This is a genomic window from Aeromonas sp. R2-3 (assembly GCF_040908375.1).
GTDB lineage: Bacteria > Pseudomonadota > Gammaproteobacteria > Enterobacterales > Aeromonadaceae > Aeromonas > Aeromonas veronii.
The window spans coordinates 13,168-29,439 of sequence record NZ_JBFODP010000006.1 but is presented as its reverse complement, the minus strand read 5'-3'; the positions used below and the strand labels follow the sequence as shown (position 1 = coordinate 29,439).

Annotated in this window: 8 protein-coding genes; 1 reads left to right on the top strand and 7 read right to left on the bottom strand. The window is 55.2% G+C overall.

What is annotated here, in order from left to right; genetic code table 11:
* From AB5Z02_RS02690 to AB5Z02_RS02660, 7 genes are all read right to left on the bottom strand, one after another.
* Nucleotides 1–1,877, bottom strand: a 1,877-nt coding sequence (locus tag AB5Z02_RS02690) for a retention module-containing protein (RefSeq protein WP_368215211.1), incomplete at its 3' end; no start/stop codon positions are given.
* Nucleotides 1,878–2,140: 263 nt separating this feature from the next.
* Nucleotides 2,141–4,066 carry an EAL domain-containing protein gene (locus AB5Z02_RS02685; protein ID WP_042056178.1) on the bottom strand — a complete coding sequence of 642 codons (1,926 nt, stop codon included), beginning with the start codon at nucleotides 4,064–4,066 and terminating at the stop codon, nucleotides 2,141–2,143.
* A gap of 3 nt (nucleotides 4,067–4,069) precedes the next feature.
* Nucleotides 4,070–4,822, bottom strand: a complete 753-nt coding sequence (locus AB5Z02_RS02680; RefSeq protein ID WP_005350994.1) for a transglutaminase-like cysteine peptidase — start codon at nucleotides 4,820–4,822, stop codon at nucleotides 4,070–4,072.
* A gap of 135 nt (nucleotides 4,823–4,957) precedes the next feature.
* Entirely contained in the window at nucleotides 4,958–6,283 is a 1,326-nt protein-coding gene (locus tag AB5Z02_RS02675) for a TolC family outer membrane protein (protein WP_043819337.1), read from the bottom strand.
* A 37-nt stretch (nucleotides 6,284–6,320) separates the two neighbouring features.
* Nucleotides 6,321–7,754 carry an HlyD family type I secretion periplasmic adaptor subunit gene (locus AB5Z02_RS02670; RefSeq protein ID WP_005350982.1) on the bottom strand — a complete coding sequence of 478 codons (1,434 nt, stop codon included), beginning with the start codon at nucleotides 7,752–7,754 and terminating at the stop codon, nucleotides 6,321–6,323.
* Entirely contained in the window at nucleotides 7,747–9,891 is a 2,145-nt protein-coding gene (locus AB5Z02_RS02665; protein ID WP_005337360.1) for a type I secretion system permease/ATPase, read from the bottom strand. Before AB5Z02_RS02665 ends, AB5Z02_RS02670 begins: the two co-directional genes overlap by 8 nt.
* 377 nt (nucleotides 9,892–10,268) lie before the next feature.
* Nucleotides 10,269–11,198 (bottom strand): TIGR01212 family radical SAM protein, encoded by a 930-nt coding sequence (locus tag AB5Z02_RS02660; RefSeq protein ID WP_019445097.1) that lies wholly within the window; start codon nucleotides 11,196–11,198, stop codon nucleotides 10,269–10,271.
* Nucleotides 11,199–11,809: 611 nt separating this feature from the next.
* On the opposite strand from AB5Z02_RS02660, the gene gltB reads away from it, so the two are divergent.
* Nucleotides 11,810–16,267, top strand: coding sequence for a glutamate synthase large subunit (gene gltB / locus AB5Z02_RS02655; RefSeq protein WP_368215208.1), 4,458 nt, complete (start codon nucleotides 11,810–11,812; stop codon nucleotides 16,265–16,267).
* The last annotated feature ends 5 nt before the right edge of the window (nucleotides 16,268–16,272 follow it).

Genomic DNA, 16,272 nt, shown 5'->3' with positions numbered 1-16,272 from the left:
TCATCGAAGCTGAATACCGACCGCTCGCCCGCAATCAAACTGACAGTGGCACTGTCGGTCACGCTATCGCCATCTCCGTCCACACGGGTCACGCTGTATTGCAGTCCCAGACTGTTCTGTCCACTGAGCAGCAGCGACAGTGATTCATCAAACAAACCGGTGTCGTCATGAGACAAGGCTTCAAACTGGGTGGTCCGCAGTTGGGATACCCCATCTACCTCCACAATCTTGATGCTGAAGACCACGTCGCCGTCACCATCAACCCCTTGCAGCTCGGTCGAGCTCACCGCATTGAGGGTTATCGCACCACCTTTGGTGGCAAGCAGGTTGGTGGCAATCCCCGCCTCGCCAATTCCGACAAAGCTGAAACTGCCGGTGATGCTACCTGCACCATCAGCACCGTAGCTTCCACTGCTGGTAAACAGTGACAGCAAACCACCTTCAATCGCAGTTGTAGCCCGGGCCAGTGCCCCCTCTACGTCATCACTGACATAGCCGTCATTCACATCACTTTCGCTGTAGGTATCCTCTTTGCCAACCGTCTCGTCCAGACTGACCGACAATCCACCCAAATTAGCCTCTTCGGCCACCCCCACATCCTGGGTCGGCACATCATCCTGAATAACGATGTCCAGCGTTGCACTGGTTGTATCACCGTCATCATCGGTCAAGGTCACAGCGAGACTCTCACCCAATTGCAGGTCAGAAGCGGGTTGTTGATGGGCCTCGTTATCAAGGAGGGTATAGCTGTAGGAGACACTGCCGTTACCGGTAACGGGATCGTAGGTTATTGCGGTGATTTGCAATCCATTGCCAAGCGGCGTCTCAATAGATACAGGCAGAGCAACCACGGTGCCATTGCTGATCAACTGGATCGCCCCGATTGCCAGCGTTTGCACACCATCAGGGGCATTAAAAGTAAACACCCCACTTTGAGTTAACGCGGCAGCGTTAGGTGCCGAACCGTCGACCAAGTTGGCATCACTGACCAACACCTCTCCCCCTTCCAGAGTCAGCCCATCAAGGCCTACCGCCTCATCTACCGGAGTAATGGAGATAACGAGTGTTGAAGTCACTGTATCTTGGCCATCAGTTACCTGATAGTTCACTGGGGGAACAGCACCATCATAGTTAGGCGCAGGAGTAAAGATATAGCTGCCATCCGGATTGATGATCAGCGTGCCCACTCCGGTAATGGTGGCAGCAACACCAGCAGGGACTCCGATATTGATACCCCAGTCATATGAAACGATAGAGGCATCAGCAGGCCCATCTGGATTGGTACTATTGTCGAGCAAATTCCCACTGACCTGAGTGTCTTCCAGGGTCACGGCGGTTTCGCCCAAATCATCAAGCTGATTTTCAAGAATCAAATCTTCGGCCTGATTTTCATTGATGACAGCGGCCGTATCGTAGGTGGTATCAAACCCTGCAGCAGCTATCGTGGCATCACCAGTTCGATCAATTGTGACGAAACCACCATTACCACTGGTCCCCGCAACCCCACCAATACCGCCACCACCACCGGCCGCTGGTGCCCCACCAGCAGCAGAAGCCTCAAAGTTTTGAGTCGGGTCAACACCCTGCAGAATCGATTCTTGCAATGCGGCAATATCTGAAGGAGCGCCTTCCTGGCTGGCAGCCACTTGCGGTTGAGCAGGTTCAGCGGACTCGGAACCTGCCGGTACATCCGATGCAGGAGTATCGCCATAAGGGGAAAGAGCCAGCTTGGCGTCATCAGCTATGGTCAATTTGGCTCCGGGTTGGAGAATTTCCCCCTTTTGCAGAGGGCGGCTGCTTCCATCAGCCAGCACAATCTCCACATTGCCTTCTATAGCTGAGACAACCACGGACTTGTCGATGATTTGGGTACGCATATCCATTGCTCCAAGGTGACAGATCTTGATGTCTACACCGTAGAAGGAGATAGCGCGCTGTTCCGTTGCAAAAAAGCGTACGTTCGAGAGAAATTCAACAAATGGACGGAAAAAAATCGAAGAGTTGGAATTTCTTAATACAAATCAGAACCCTAGGCACAGCCCCATTCAAAGCTGACCTTGAGTTGGTTATAGAAAAATGGCGAAAAGAGAAGTAACTGGTATAAAAAAGGCCCCTATCGGGGCCATTTCCAGCATTTAATTCAAGACAATGGGAAGGCAGGATGAACAAATCCCTGGTAACCATCGATATGCAACTTGGAAAGCAGTTCCACTTGATGTTGATCCTCGACACGGGTCGCAATGGTAGTCACACCGGCATTGTGTGCGGCGCGACACACTGCAGCCAGGAATGAGGTGTCAGCCCCCGGCTCCATGACCTGACTGGTATAACCGTGATCAACCTTGACATAAGCCGGCGACAACTCCTCCAGATAGCCCAGAGACTGGAAGTGACGACCATAGTGGTCAACCCCCCACTGGAAGCCATGAGCTTGCAAGGTGCCCACCAACGCAGCCACGTTGTCTTTATGTTTCATGATGGCAGCTTCAGGTATTTCAAATAACAACCGCTCTTTGAGCTCTGCATGTTCGGTCAGATAGCGCGTCAGCCAGGTTAAAAACTCATCCGAGCAGAGCGAGCCAGCAGTGATGTTGATCGCCAGTACCAGATCAGACTGTTTTTGCAGTAATGGAACGCAAGCATCAAGCACCGCCTGGTCAAACTCGCCCCCCAATTTGAACTGTTCAATCGCGGGCAAGAACTGACCGGCAAAATAATCTGTGCCATCCCGAGAGATAGAAGCAAACAGCTCGGCATGCAACCTTGCTCCATTATCAAACCGGCAAGCTGGTTGTGCTTTGAAGCGCCAAAGTTGACGTGAAATGGCATCTTGTACCAGATCTCGCCAGGCCAAACGCCCCATCAAACCTTGCTCAGTCCCCCCTTCCATCACCACAGCACCGCGGCGTTCATTGCGCGCCTTGCCAAGCGCATTATCGGCTTTGGTCAACAAGGCAGAGAGATCATCATTGCCATCACGACCGGCAATACCAATGACGGAGAGCGCATCCCCTTCGCCCATTGGATTCACCACCAGATCGGCAATGCGGCTATTAATCACTTCAGCCAGCTCTTTTAGCTGAGTCAGATCGTCAGTTGGACAGAGCAGCGCATATTCCGTCGCGGAGATCCGTGCCAAGGCTGCGCCATCCCACCCTTTTAATTGCTCTTTCAAAGCCTGAGCTATCGATTTGACCATGTTGTCACGGGCAGCAAAGCCTTCATCGCGATAGATATCATCCAGCATGTCGACCGCAACCAGCATGACGCCACCTTGGCCAGCCTCCGCTATCCATGCGTTTACCTGACCCACAAAATAGGCTCGGTTGCCAAGCCCCGACACGGCATCGACATAAACCCGCTCGCGCAATTTCTCGGCCTCATCGGCTTGCTCTTTGAACTGCAACGCCAACTTGCTTGAGAGGGTGTTGATCGCCTGAACGACCTGCTTCAATTCATGGGTTTTAGGCTCCGGGATCGTATGACCGAAATGGTGCAGCTCAATCTCGACGGCTTGATCACAGATCTGTTTGAGTGGCTTGAGCAAGTAGTTGAGTGCTCTCATCAACAAAATTGTGGTGATCAAAAAACCGACCAGAAACCAGCTCGCCAGCTCGCTCATACCCCGCCACAACTCGTAATAAGCCTGGCCGGGGTGACCCACTACTTTTAATTTTCCAAGCTGCAACCAGCCAGACGTCAGAATTGACTCGTTGGATACCTCAGGAAACAGTCCCAAATTTACAAACCACCGCGGTACCCCCTGAATATTGTTGGTATTTTCCTGCTCGATGACATCCTTTGATGCCAGTAGATCCAGGCGAACCAATCGATAATAGCCACCATCAAAAATGGCCTGGATCACCGACTCGGCACCGACCTTGTCACCGTTTTCCAGATAGGGGGTGAGCGCAAGCCCCAGCGAGGTTGCCGTATTGATGACCGTTGTTTCCTGTTGCTGCGCAAGATAAGTGCGGGTTGAATTGAATTGCACCCAGTATGTGGCCGCAAATAACAATCCAAACAGCAGCAGCATGGTGGCTAATAACTGTCGATAGAGCGTCATAGGTTAATCATCCAAATTCACCACTGGCCGAGCCAATCGCCCCGAGGTCATGCGATTGCGTAAATCATTCCATAATCCCAAGCGGGATGATTGACCAGCCAGTTCCCCTTGGCCTCGTGCCTTCATCAACCACAAGTGACTACCGTTAAAACTGTAAATAGGCACCAGATCACGCCGCTGTGTGGCAGGGCGAATCGAGCCTATCAAATTATCCAAAATAACCGGAACGGAAGAGGGTGTCTCATAATATGCCACCACCATGTGAAACTGGTTGTAATCAAGAGCCTTTACGTACACCATCCGCATTTTATCATCCGGGATCCCAAGCTCGAGCAGCGTAGAGTATTTGGCGATACTGAAATCTTCACAGTCTCCCCCGGCGGCTCCCAAAAATTCTAGCGGGGTTGCCCAATAATCCTTTTTGCGCCACAACTTGATATCGTCAATAAAACGCATCCGATTGAAAAAATTATTAACCCGCTCAAGCTTTTTTTCTTCGCTCAGGGCCCTGCCCTTCGTCTCCATGACCAACATACGCCAACTGGTTACACGCTTGCCGGCTCTGGCGCCATAGGTCTGCTCCGCCCGTTTGATCAAGTTGAGATCTTCCTGTGGCAGAGGCTGACTGGCACAGAGCAGAAGTGAGAAGGGTAACAGCAGGATCCACAAGGAGTGGCGCAGAGCGCGTAGCGATCGGTATCTCCATTCATTGAGAAGATAACACCATCGGCTACCGGTACCACGCTGGAGTGTCACGTCATATTCCTGCTGCATTATTACTGCTGCACTCCTCAAAGCTCGTACAACAACCTGCGTTAGCCAAACATGGTGACTGCCAGCAGCAGTCACCATGTTGGCGTTCATGATCCCAGCGGGATCATGGGCAAACGGTTATTGCCTGGCCTGCCATTCAGCGGGTTGTTTGACGCTAAATGCATTGAGCAGGCTACCTGTAGCGTTGAGAATGCGATAGTCCGCCAGCAGTGCATCATACTCGGCAGTGATATAGCTGCGACGCGCCTCGAACAGTTCGTTCTCGGTGTTCAATACGTCCAGCAATGTCCGTTGACCCAACCCAAACTGCTTCTTGTATGCCTGTACGGTGTCATAGCTGGCGTCAACATGCTCTTTCAGGAAGGTCTTTTGCTTGGCCAGCGACTCTTTCGCGTTCCAGGCCAGACGAGTGCCTTCCTCAACCTGGCGAAACGCATTCAAGTGAATGTCTTTCGCCTGAGAGTAGAGCGCCGATGTTGCATTGCTCTCTGCCACATCAGAACCGCCACGGAACAGGTTGTAACGCATGCGCACCATTGCGGTCAGATCATCGTTGCGCCCTTTGACCGCATCGATATCCTCATTCCAGTTCTGATCGACCTCGAATGTTACATTCGGGTAGAAACCGGATTTGGCGCCTTCATGTTGATACTTGGCCGCTTCGATATCCTGCAGGGAAGAGAGCAGGGTCGGGTGGACTTCGGTCGCCGTTTTCAGCGCACTATCGAGGCTGGCCGGGATAAGCTCGGTATTGGGAACCGGCTGTACCAGATCTTTTGGTACCTCGTTCACGACACGAATAAATTCACTCTCTGCGTCGCGATAGTTGTTTTCGGCAGCGGCCTGATTTGAATAGGCCCGGGCAACACGACCTTCAATCTGGGTCTGATCCGCAGTAGAGCCAAGCCCTGAATCAGTCCGCTTGCTGATGTCGCTGCGGATCTGTTCGTGGGTTTCCAGGTTTTGTTTGGAAAGCTCCAGGATCTCCTGCTGGCGCAGCATATTGAGGTAGACCTCAGCTACTCGCAGCGCGGTATTTTCAGCTTCGGAGATCATCGCCAGACGCTGGGCATTGGCTTCAGCTTCGGTTCTGGAGACGTTGTTGCTGACATCAAAGCCATCAAACAACATTTGCCGCAGACTGAGTCCAGCCTCCTTGCGAGTCATGGAATCATCAATATTGCTGTTGGCACTGGCAGCACGGGTAGAAGGGCTGTCAGTTTTTTCATAGCCTACGCCACCACGCAGATCGATCGTAGGATAATAGCCACCCTTGGCTCCATCATGCTGATAGAGTCGTGCCTGATACAGATCAAACGCTTCCTTGATCTTGGGATGCGTAGCAAGTGTCTGTGCCACCGACTCTTCCAGAGTCTGGGCCTGACCCAAACTAGGGATCAGGATGCAGCCACTGACCAGCATGGCAACAATCGTTTTTTTCATGTTATCTCCAGTCATGTTTTGTTTTTAGATTGTTGGCTTATCGTTCTCTCAGTGCCGACTGCTTTGCCCGTAAAATCGGCTTAAGCAAATAGTCTAGGACACTTTTTTTACCAGTAATGATATCAGCACTGGCTAACATACCGGGGATGATGGGAAGTGCGTTAAGCTCATCGCCCAAGTAACTTTTCTCTGTTCGAACCCGAACCAGATAAAAGGAGTTCCCCTCCTCATCCTGGATCGAATCCGCACTTATCTGTTCAACCTTGCCATGCAATCCTCCATAGATTGTAAAGTCGTAGGCAGTAATTTTGACGATGGCATCCAGCCCCGGTCGCAGGAAGGCGATATCTTTCGGTGACACCTTGGCTTCTACCAGCAAGGTATCCTCCAGCGGCACAATCTCCATCAAATCCATGCCGGGCTGAACCACGCCGCCCAGGGTGTTGATCTTGAGCTTCTTGATGGTGCCCTTGAGGGGTGCAATCACGCTGGTCCGGTCAACCCTGTCTCGCAAGCCAACCTGCCCTTCTGATAACTGGCCAAGCCGCCCCTGTTTCTCATTCAGTTCAGTCTGGGAATCTGCTCTGAACTTCAGCGCAATATCATTACGCTTGGAGATGGTCTCACGCAGTACCGAATTGAGTTTTGGGATCAGCAGACGGTTGCTCTCCAGCTCCCCCTGCATCTCGTTGACCTGCCGCTCAAGCTTGATTAGCTCCACTTGAGGCACTATACCTTCTTTCGCCAGCGGACGGCTAATATTCAGTTCCTGTCTGGCCAGATCCACACTGCGATTCACGGTGCGGATCTTGGCATTCAGTTCAATCAGCTCCTGCTCTTTCTGTTCGATTTGCTGACCAAGAATATAGAGCTGGTTCTTCAGGTTATTGAGGCGATCCCGCTGTACAGAGCGCTCACGGTGTGCGTATTCGGCAAAAACGGTTTCATAACCATCGGGAAACTGGATTGGCGCTTCACCTACCACGACCTGTTCACGCCACCCCAGTGCCGGGTCGTTTTTCACCTCGACGCTGGCCATCTCGGCGCGCAGACGAGCCACATCCCCCTTTAGAGTGACTACCTCTTGCTCCCGTTCTCTAAAGTCGGAGCGGAAACGGGTGTCATCAATGCGCAGCAGAGGCTGTCCCTTTTCGACGATATCCCCCTCTTTAACGAAGATCTCTTTGACGATCCCCCCTTCCAGGTTCTGGATCACCTGCAGCTGACGGGACGGAATAACCTTGCCCTGACCCACGGTGACTTCATCCAGTTCGGCCCAGGCCGCCCAGACGATGGCACTCATGAAAAAGAGGAAACAGCACCATAGCAGGATACGAGCTCCGGTCGGCGTGGTCAGCAGTACAGCTGCCGCGCCGTCATCGACAAACTCCAGATGCTCGGGTGCTGGCAATACCTCGCCGGAAGGCGTCTTTTTGCTGCGCTTGAACCAGTCCATGAGCCCCTTAACCATGGGACACCTCCTGCACGCGCACCTTGCCTTCCTTCAACTGCTGTAACACCACCTCTTTGGGACCATCAGCAACGATCTGCCCCTGCTCGATGACGATAACTCGCGATGCCACATCCAGCATCGAGGTTTTGTGAGTGATGAGGATCAATGTGGTTTCCGGGCCCAGTCTGGCGAGCTCCTGTTTGACCTGCATCTCGGACTGATTGTCCATGTTGGAGGTCGGCTCATCCATCACCAGAATGGGGGGATCATTGAGCAGGGCGCGTGCCAGCAGGATCGACTGACGCTGGCCACCGGATAGCTGACGGCCCCCCTCGCCTATCTGCCGATCCAGCCCGTTAGGATCCCGGTTGGTAAAGTTGGTGACACCCGCCCGCTTGGCTGCGCGCAAGACTCTCACATCATCCACCAGCGGATTACCCAGCATGATGTTGTCCCGCACCGATCCGAAAAAGAGAATGACATCTTGCGGAACACAGCCGATATTGCGACGGATCACCGCAGGTGGCAGTTGATCAAGTTCAAAACCGTCGATACGTACCGAGCCATCGGTCGGTCGATACAGCCCCATCAACAACTTCTCGAGGGTCGTTTTACCCGCCCCAATCCGGCCGATAATCGCCACCTTTTCGCCCGGCTGAATGCGCAAATTGATATTGTGCAGGGTGCTGGTTTCCATGCCGGGATATTTGAAGGAGACATTCTCGAATTCAATGCGACCGGCAATCACCGGATGATGGATATATTGCTTGCCTTCCTCCTGCTCTCCCGGGGTTTGCATGATTTTTTCCAGAATATCCAGTGCTGACTTGGCCTGGTTATAACGGGTCGACAACACGGAGAGTTGCACCATAGGTGCAATGGCGCGACTGGAGAGCATCACGGCGGCAATCATGCCCCCCATGGTGACCAAGCCTTCGGAGATCTGGTAAACACCGACAATCACCAGACCAACCGTCACCACCTGCTGGATATAACTGGCCAGCGAGGACATGGAGTTGGTAATGCGGCGGGTCTGTACGCCCCAGGTGGAAATATGAGAAACGGCCTGTTCCCAGCGATGCTGGAACATGCTCTCGGCGCCGAAAATCTTGACGGTTTCCAGCCCGGAAATACTTTCAATCAGGTTGGCGTTCTTCTGGGACGCAAGGCGCGAACCCTCTTCGATGGACTGCTTGAGGGGCTCCTGAATATAAAAGCTGTAAGCGATGAGGATCAGCATGGCGACGATGGGGACCACCACCATCACACCGGCAAACATCCAGATAATAAAAAGGAAGAAGACGGCAAAAGGGAGATCGATAAGAGTAGAAACCGTTGCGGAGGTGAAAAACTCCCGCACCGATTCAAATTCCTGCAGATGTTTGGCGAACGCGCCGGTGGACGCGGGACGAGATTCCATCCTCATGCCCATCACCTTGGCGAAAATCTTGGCGGACAGCAGCACATCAGACTTTTTGCCAGCGATATCGATAAAGTAGCTGCGCAACTGCCGCATCACAAAATCGAATGTAAAGACCACCATGGCCCCGACCGCCAGCACCCAGAGTGAATCAAACGCCAGATTGGGCACAATCTTGTCATAGACGTTCATGGTGAAAAGAGGGCTGGCAATGGCAAACAGGTTGATCAGAATGGAGGCGATCAGCACATCGCGATAGATGCCGCGGGATTCGAACAAGGTGCTCCAGAACCAGTGGCCATCACGGGTTTCCAGCACCTTGGGCGAGCGTTCGTCAAACTTGAACTGCTTCTTCACGTAGAAGAGGCGTCCCAGATACTCATCACCCAACTGGGCTGCGGTCAGCCATTGCGCGGCATCACCGGCCTGCGGGAAAATCACTTTCCCCTGGCTTCGATCTTCATTCCACTCCAGCAAAATGCAGGCGCCACCATTGCGCATCTGCAATACACAAGGCAGCAGCAAGGGAGAAATATCGGCCAGTGGCTGTATCACTTCACGGGCGGATAACCCGCCCCGCTCGGCAGCACGGCAAAAGAGTGCGGTAGTCAGGCGTCCGGAGACCAGTGGCAACCCGGTCGTCAGGGCATCCTGGCTGTTGGGCACACCATAAAAACGGGTCAAGAAGACCAGACACTCCAATAACTCATCAATACGACTTGTTTCTGCTTGCATAGCATCCTGTCACTGCATAAATGAGGTAGATAAGAGCGTTAATCGCTCATATTTCCCTGCTATAGCCACGCTAAAACCAAGTGGCCTTCCCGCTGATGAGACTGATCAGGGGATAAACCTGTCCAGATAGATCGCGACACTCATCGCCAATTTCCCGGCACAGCAGCAATGGCGGCATGATTCGTTATTGGTAAAAATAATCGGCTCATCAACACCATGCTAACACTGCAATCAGGGTGAATGTCGGAGTTAATTGATAATGACATTTATTATGGCGCACCACTATATCAACCGGCACGTACCAAAACTATAGTTTAGGGTATGAAGTTTTTTATATAACCCTATGTTTTACGTGAAAATAATAATCTGGCGCTCAATTATAGGTCAGGAAGTATGAAGGGTCTGCCCAACGCGTGACCTTGCGGGCCATTCAATGAGAGTGCTTTGGCAATGTCCGCCATGGCCGTCCAGCGATTTTCACACCAGGCTGGCGCCAACAGAGTTGGACGGCGCGCGGAGGCCGAAATCCGGTGATACACCACCTCGGGCGGCGTGTGCTGGATCATGGCGACAGCGGCTTCCACATACTGCTCAAGCGTCAATACCTCAAGGCGCCCCACCTGCCACGCTTTGCCAAGAGTACTGCCCTCTACCACATGAAGCGGATGCAGTTTGATCCCCTCAACACCGGTCTCAACGATACGATGCAGGGTATCGAGGCTGTCCATCGGCACCTCGCCCGGCAGGCCGACGATCAGATGAGCACATACCTTGATGCCGCGCTGATGGGCACGTCTTACCGCATCCTCATAGGCGGCATAACCATGGCCGCGGTTGATCCGTTGCAGGGTCTTGTCGTTGGCGCTTTGCAGCCCGAGCTCCAGCCACACCTCGTAACCCCGGGCCTGATAGCCCGCCAACAGATCCAGCACCGCATCCGGCACGCAATCGGGGCGAGTGCCCACGCAGAGCCCCACCATATCGCTCACTGACAGCGCCTCTTCATACATCCGCTGCAGATATTCGACCTCGGCATAGGTACTGGTATAGGCCTGAAAGTAGGCAAGATAGCGCTTGGCACGGGTGACTTCGTCCCGGCGAGCCAGCAGTTGTTGTACCACGGAGAGTTGTTGGGCCGACTCGTCGGCAAAAGAGGATACGTTGCAGAAGGTGCAGCCACCACGGCCCAGGGTGCCGTCACGGTTCGGGCAGGTGAAGGCCCCGTGGATGGAGAGTTTGTGGATCTTCTGACCATGACGCTGCTTGAGATCCTGACCGAATGTATTGACGAGTTCGTGTAACTGCATGACACCTCCGCTAAAGGAGCGCCATTGTACGAGCTTGCGCAAAACAGGGGCTGAGCTGGATCAAGCTAGCGGAGAGGGTAAAACATATAAATACCCGACCAATTTTGAATAAATATAGAGAAAAAGCGCAAAAAAAGGATTTTCACAGTTCTTTGACGATTCAAACAGTAAACATCCATATGAAAATGAGACCTGATAACCCACTGTTGAACAATGAAAAATTCAAAGAGACCCGACAGCACACAATTGCAAGCATGGGATATTGAAAATGTGATCACTTCCGCTCTCGGTAGCATAGGGTTGGTAAAATTACTACATTCGCCCATCGTCGCCGAGCGCACCATTGAGCCCGTCAATGGCGATATATTTAACCAACAAAATCAAACCATACAGAATAAACACTTCATAACCGCGAGCTAATCCCCCTAACCCGACATTTTGTTATGCGAATGTAACCATGAAGACAAACCTGACCTGCGATTGACCTCGCCAGAAAATCCCATTAGTTTGGAGATTCGCCACGTCAGGCAGACGGAACCACAAGAGCCAATCGCAATTTATGCAGTCAGGTGATGACTGTGCGATACAAGGCCGAGCAAGGGAGAAATGCAATGTCACTATATGATCCAAAGCTGGAGAGGGATAACTGTGGCTTCGGCCTGTTGGCCCACATGGAAGGGGAAGCCAGCCACAAGCTTGTCCGTCTCGCGATGTCAGCATTGGCTCGCATGCAGCACCGTGGCGGGATCTCCGCCGATGGCAAGACCGGCGATGGTTGCGGTCTGCTGCTGCAAAAACCGGACAGCTTCTTCAGAGCTGTCGCCGAGGAGAAGGGATGGCACCTTGGCCGCAACTATGCGGTCGGCATGCTGTTTCTCAACCCCGACCCCGTATTGGCCCAGCAGACCCGCGACATCATCGACGAAGAGCTGGAAAAAGAGACCCTGAGTCTGGTCGGCTGGCGCAAGGTGCCGGTCGATACCAACGTGCTCGGTTCCATTGCCAAAGCCTCCCTACCCAGCATTGAACAGGTCTTTGTCAACGCCCCGCCCGGCTGGGTCGACAAGGATCTCGAGCGCCGCCTCTATATCGTGCGTCGTCGCATCGAAAAGCGCGTCAACGATGACTACTTCTATGTGGTCAGCCTCTCCAACCTGGTCACCGTCTATAAAGGGCTGTGCATGCCGGTGGACTTGCCGCGCTTCTATCTGGATCTCGCCGACATCCGTATGCAGGCGGCCATCTGCGTCTTCCACCAGCGTTTCTCCACCAACACCAGCCCGCGCTGGCCGCTGGCCCAGCCGTTCCGCTATCTGGCCCACAACGGCGAGATCAACACCATCGCTGGCAACCGCCAGTGGGCAAAGGCACGCAGCTATAAGTTTGCCACCCCGCTCATTCCCGATCTGCAGGAAGCGGCCCCCTTCGTCAACACCACCGGCTCTGACTCCTCCAGCCTCGACAACATGCTGGATCTCTTCCTCGCCGGTGGTATGGACCTGTTCCGCGCCATGCGCCTGTTGATCCCGCCTGCATGGCAAAAACACCCGAACATGGATGACGACCTGCGCGCCTTCTACGACTTCAACTCCATGCACATGGAACCTTGGGACGGCCCGGCCGGTATCGTCATGACCGATGGCCGCTACGCCACCTGCGCCCTTGACAGAAACGGCCTGCGTCCGGCCCGCTACGTCATCACCAAGGACAAGTTCATCACCCTCGCCTCCGAGGTCGGCACCTGGGACTACACCCCGGACGAAGTGCTGGAGAAGGGCCGGGTTGGCCCGGGCGAACTGTTCGTGGTCGATACCAGCAACGGCAAGGTGTGGACCAGCTTCGAGATCGATGACGATCTCAAGAGCCGCCACACCTACAAGCAGTGGATGGACAAACATTGCCGCCGGCTGGTCCCCTTCGAGCAGATGGACGATAGCCAGACCGGTAGCCGCGAATTCTCCGATGAGCAGCTAAAAACCTATCAGAAGCTGTTTGGCTACTCCTTCGAGGAGCTGGACCAGATCATCCGGGTTCTCGGTGAAAATGGTCAGGAAGCGGTGGGCTCCATGGGGGATGACACCCCGATGGCAGTGCTCTCTTCCAGCGCTCGCACCCTTTATGACTACTTCCGCCAGATGTTTGCGCAGGTGACCAACCCGCCCATCGATCCGCTGCGGGAGAATCACGTGATGTCGCTCGCCACCTGTATCGGTCGCGAGCAGAACGTCTTCAACGAGACCTTCGGCCACGCCCACCGGGTGCTGTTCCAGTCACCGATCCTGCTCTACTCCGACTTCCACCAGCTGCTGGCTCTGGAAGGAGAGTACTACCGCCACAAGGTGATCAGCCTCAACTTCAAGCCCGAAGAGGGGCTGGAGGCCGCCATCCTGCGCATCTGCGAGGAGGCCAAGGCTGCCGCCAGGAGCGGTACCGTGCTGCTGGTGCTGTCGGACCGCGACATCAGCATCGATACCCTGCCGATCCCGGCCGCCATGGCGGTGGGTGCGGTACAGCGTACTCTGGTGGACAACAACCTGCGCTGTGACGCCAATATTCTGGTGGAGACCGCGAGCGTACGCGACCCGCACCACTTCTCGGTGCTGCTCGGCTTTGGCGCAACCGCCATCTACCCCTATCTCGCCTACGAAACCTTGGCCAAGCAGGTTGAAGAGGGTGTGCTCGCCATGCCCCTGCGCCAGGCGATGGTCAACTACCGCAACGGCATCAACAAGGGGCTCTACAAGGTGATGTCCAAGATGGGCATCAGCACGGTCGCCAGCTACCGCTGCTCCCAGCTGTTTGAGGCAGTGGGTCTGGCCAAAGCCGTGGTCGAGACCTGTTTCCGCGGCGTATCGAGCCGTATTCAGGGCGCCGACTTTGCCGACATCCAGCAGGATCAGCTCAAGCTCGCCCGTCAGGCCTGGCTGGCCCGCAAGCCCCTCGCCCACGGCGGCCTGCTCAAGTTCGTTCACGGCGGTGAGTACCATACCTACAACCCGGATGTGGTGCAGACCCTGCAAACCGCGGTGCGCTCCGGCAACTATGCCGATTACAAGGAGTACGCCCGTCTGGTCAACGAACGCCCGGTCTCCACCTTGCGTGACCTGTTGGCCCTGAAGAAGGTCGACAATCCGGTCGCACTGGATCAGGTTGAGCCGGCCGACAAGCTGTTCCCCCGCTTCGACTCCGCCGCCATGTCCATCGGTGCCCTCGGCCCTGAGGCCCACGAGGCACTGGCTGTTGCCATGAACCGCCTCGGCGGTCAGAGCAACTCCGGCGAAGGTGGCGAAGATCCCAAGCGCTTCGGTACCGAGAAGAACTCCCGCATCAAGCAGGTGGCTTCCGGCCGCTTTGGCGTCACCCCCCACTACCTGATGAACGCTGATGTAGTGCAGATCAAGGTGGCTCAGGGGGCCAAGCCCGGCGAAGGGGGCCAGCTGCCCGGTGACAAGGTGACTGCCCAGATCGCCCAGCTGCGCTATTCCGTGCCCGGCGTGACCCTGATCTCACCGCCGCCGCACCACGACATCTACTCCATCGAGGATCTGGCCCAGCTCATCTTCGACATCAAGCAGATCAACCCAAGCTGTCTGGTGTCGGTGAAACTGGTCTCCGAACCCGGCGTTGGCACCATCGCCTGCGGCGTGGCCAAGGCCTATGCCGACTTCATCACCATCTCCGGTTATGACGGCGGCACTGGCGCGAGCCCCCTCACCTCGGTCAAATATGCCGGCTCCCCGTGGGAACTGGGTCTGGCTGAAACCCAGCAGGCGCTGGTCGCCAACGGTCTGCGCCACAAGGTGCGGCTGCAGGTGGATGGTGGTCTCAAGACCGGTCTCGACATCATCAAGGCGGCCATCCTCGGCGCCGAGAGCTTTGGTTTTGGCACCGGCCCCATGGTGGCGCTCGGTTGCAAATACCTGCGGATCTGCCACCTGAACAACTGCGCCACCGGCGTTGCCACTCAGGATGAGAAGCTGCGTCGCGAGCACTTCACCGGCCTGCCGGAGATGGTGATGAACTACTTCAAGTTCATCGCCGAGGAGACCCGCGAGCTGATGGCTCAGCTCGGCGTCACCCAGCTGACCGACCTGATTGGCCGCACCGATCTGCTGGAAGCCCTGCCCGGCCTCACCGCCCGTCAGGCCAAGCTGGATCTCTCCGGCATTCTGGCCCGTCCGGTGGCACCGGCAGGCTCCAGCCTGTTCAGCCAGCAACACAACCCCACCTTCGACAAGGGGCCACTCAACCTGAAAATGGTGGAAGATCTGCTGGAGGCGGTGGAAACCTCAAGCGGCGGCGAGTTCCGCTACGACATTCGCAACACCGACCGCTCGGTGGGTGCGCGTCTCTCGGGCGAAATCGTCAAGCGGCACGGCAACCAGGGTATGGCGGCGGATCCGGTCAAAGTGCACTTCAACGGCACCGCAGGCCAGAGCTTCGGCGTCTGGAACGCGGGTGGCCTCGAGATGATCCTCACCGGCGATGCCAACGACTACGTGGGCAAGGGGATGACCGGCGGCAAGCTGGTGATCAAGCCCCATGTCGGCGTGGCGTTCAAATCCCACGAAGCAGCCATCATCGGCAACACCTGCCTCTACGGTGCCACCGGCGGCAAACTCTACGCCGCAGGCACTGCTGGCGAGCGTTTCGCGGTGCGCAACTCCGGCGCCCTGGCGGTAGTCGAGGGGATTGGCGACAACGGCTGTGAATATATGACCGGCGGCATCGTCACCGTGCTCGGTCAGACTGGCGTCAACTTTGCGGCGGGCATGACCGGCGGCTTTGCCTACGTGCTCGACGAGTGCGGCAACTTCGCCAAGCGCACTAACCCCGAGCTGGTGGAACTGCTGGACGTGGCGGATCTCGCCATCCATCAGGAGCACCTGCGCGGCATCATCACGGCGCACCTCAATGAGACCGGCAGCTCGCGCGCCGAGGAGATCCTGGCCAACTTCGACTCCTATGTGCCCAAGTTCAGGCTGATCAAACCCAAGTCCAGCGACGTGAAATCGCTGTTGGGTCACACCAGCCGTTCCAGTGCAGAACTCAGAATCCAGGCGCAATAAGGAGG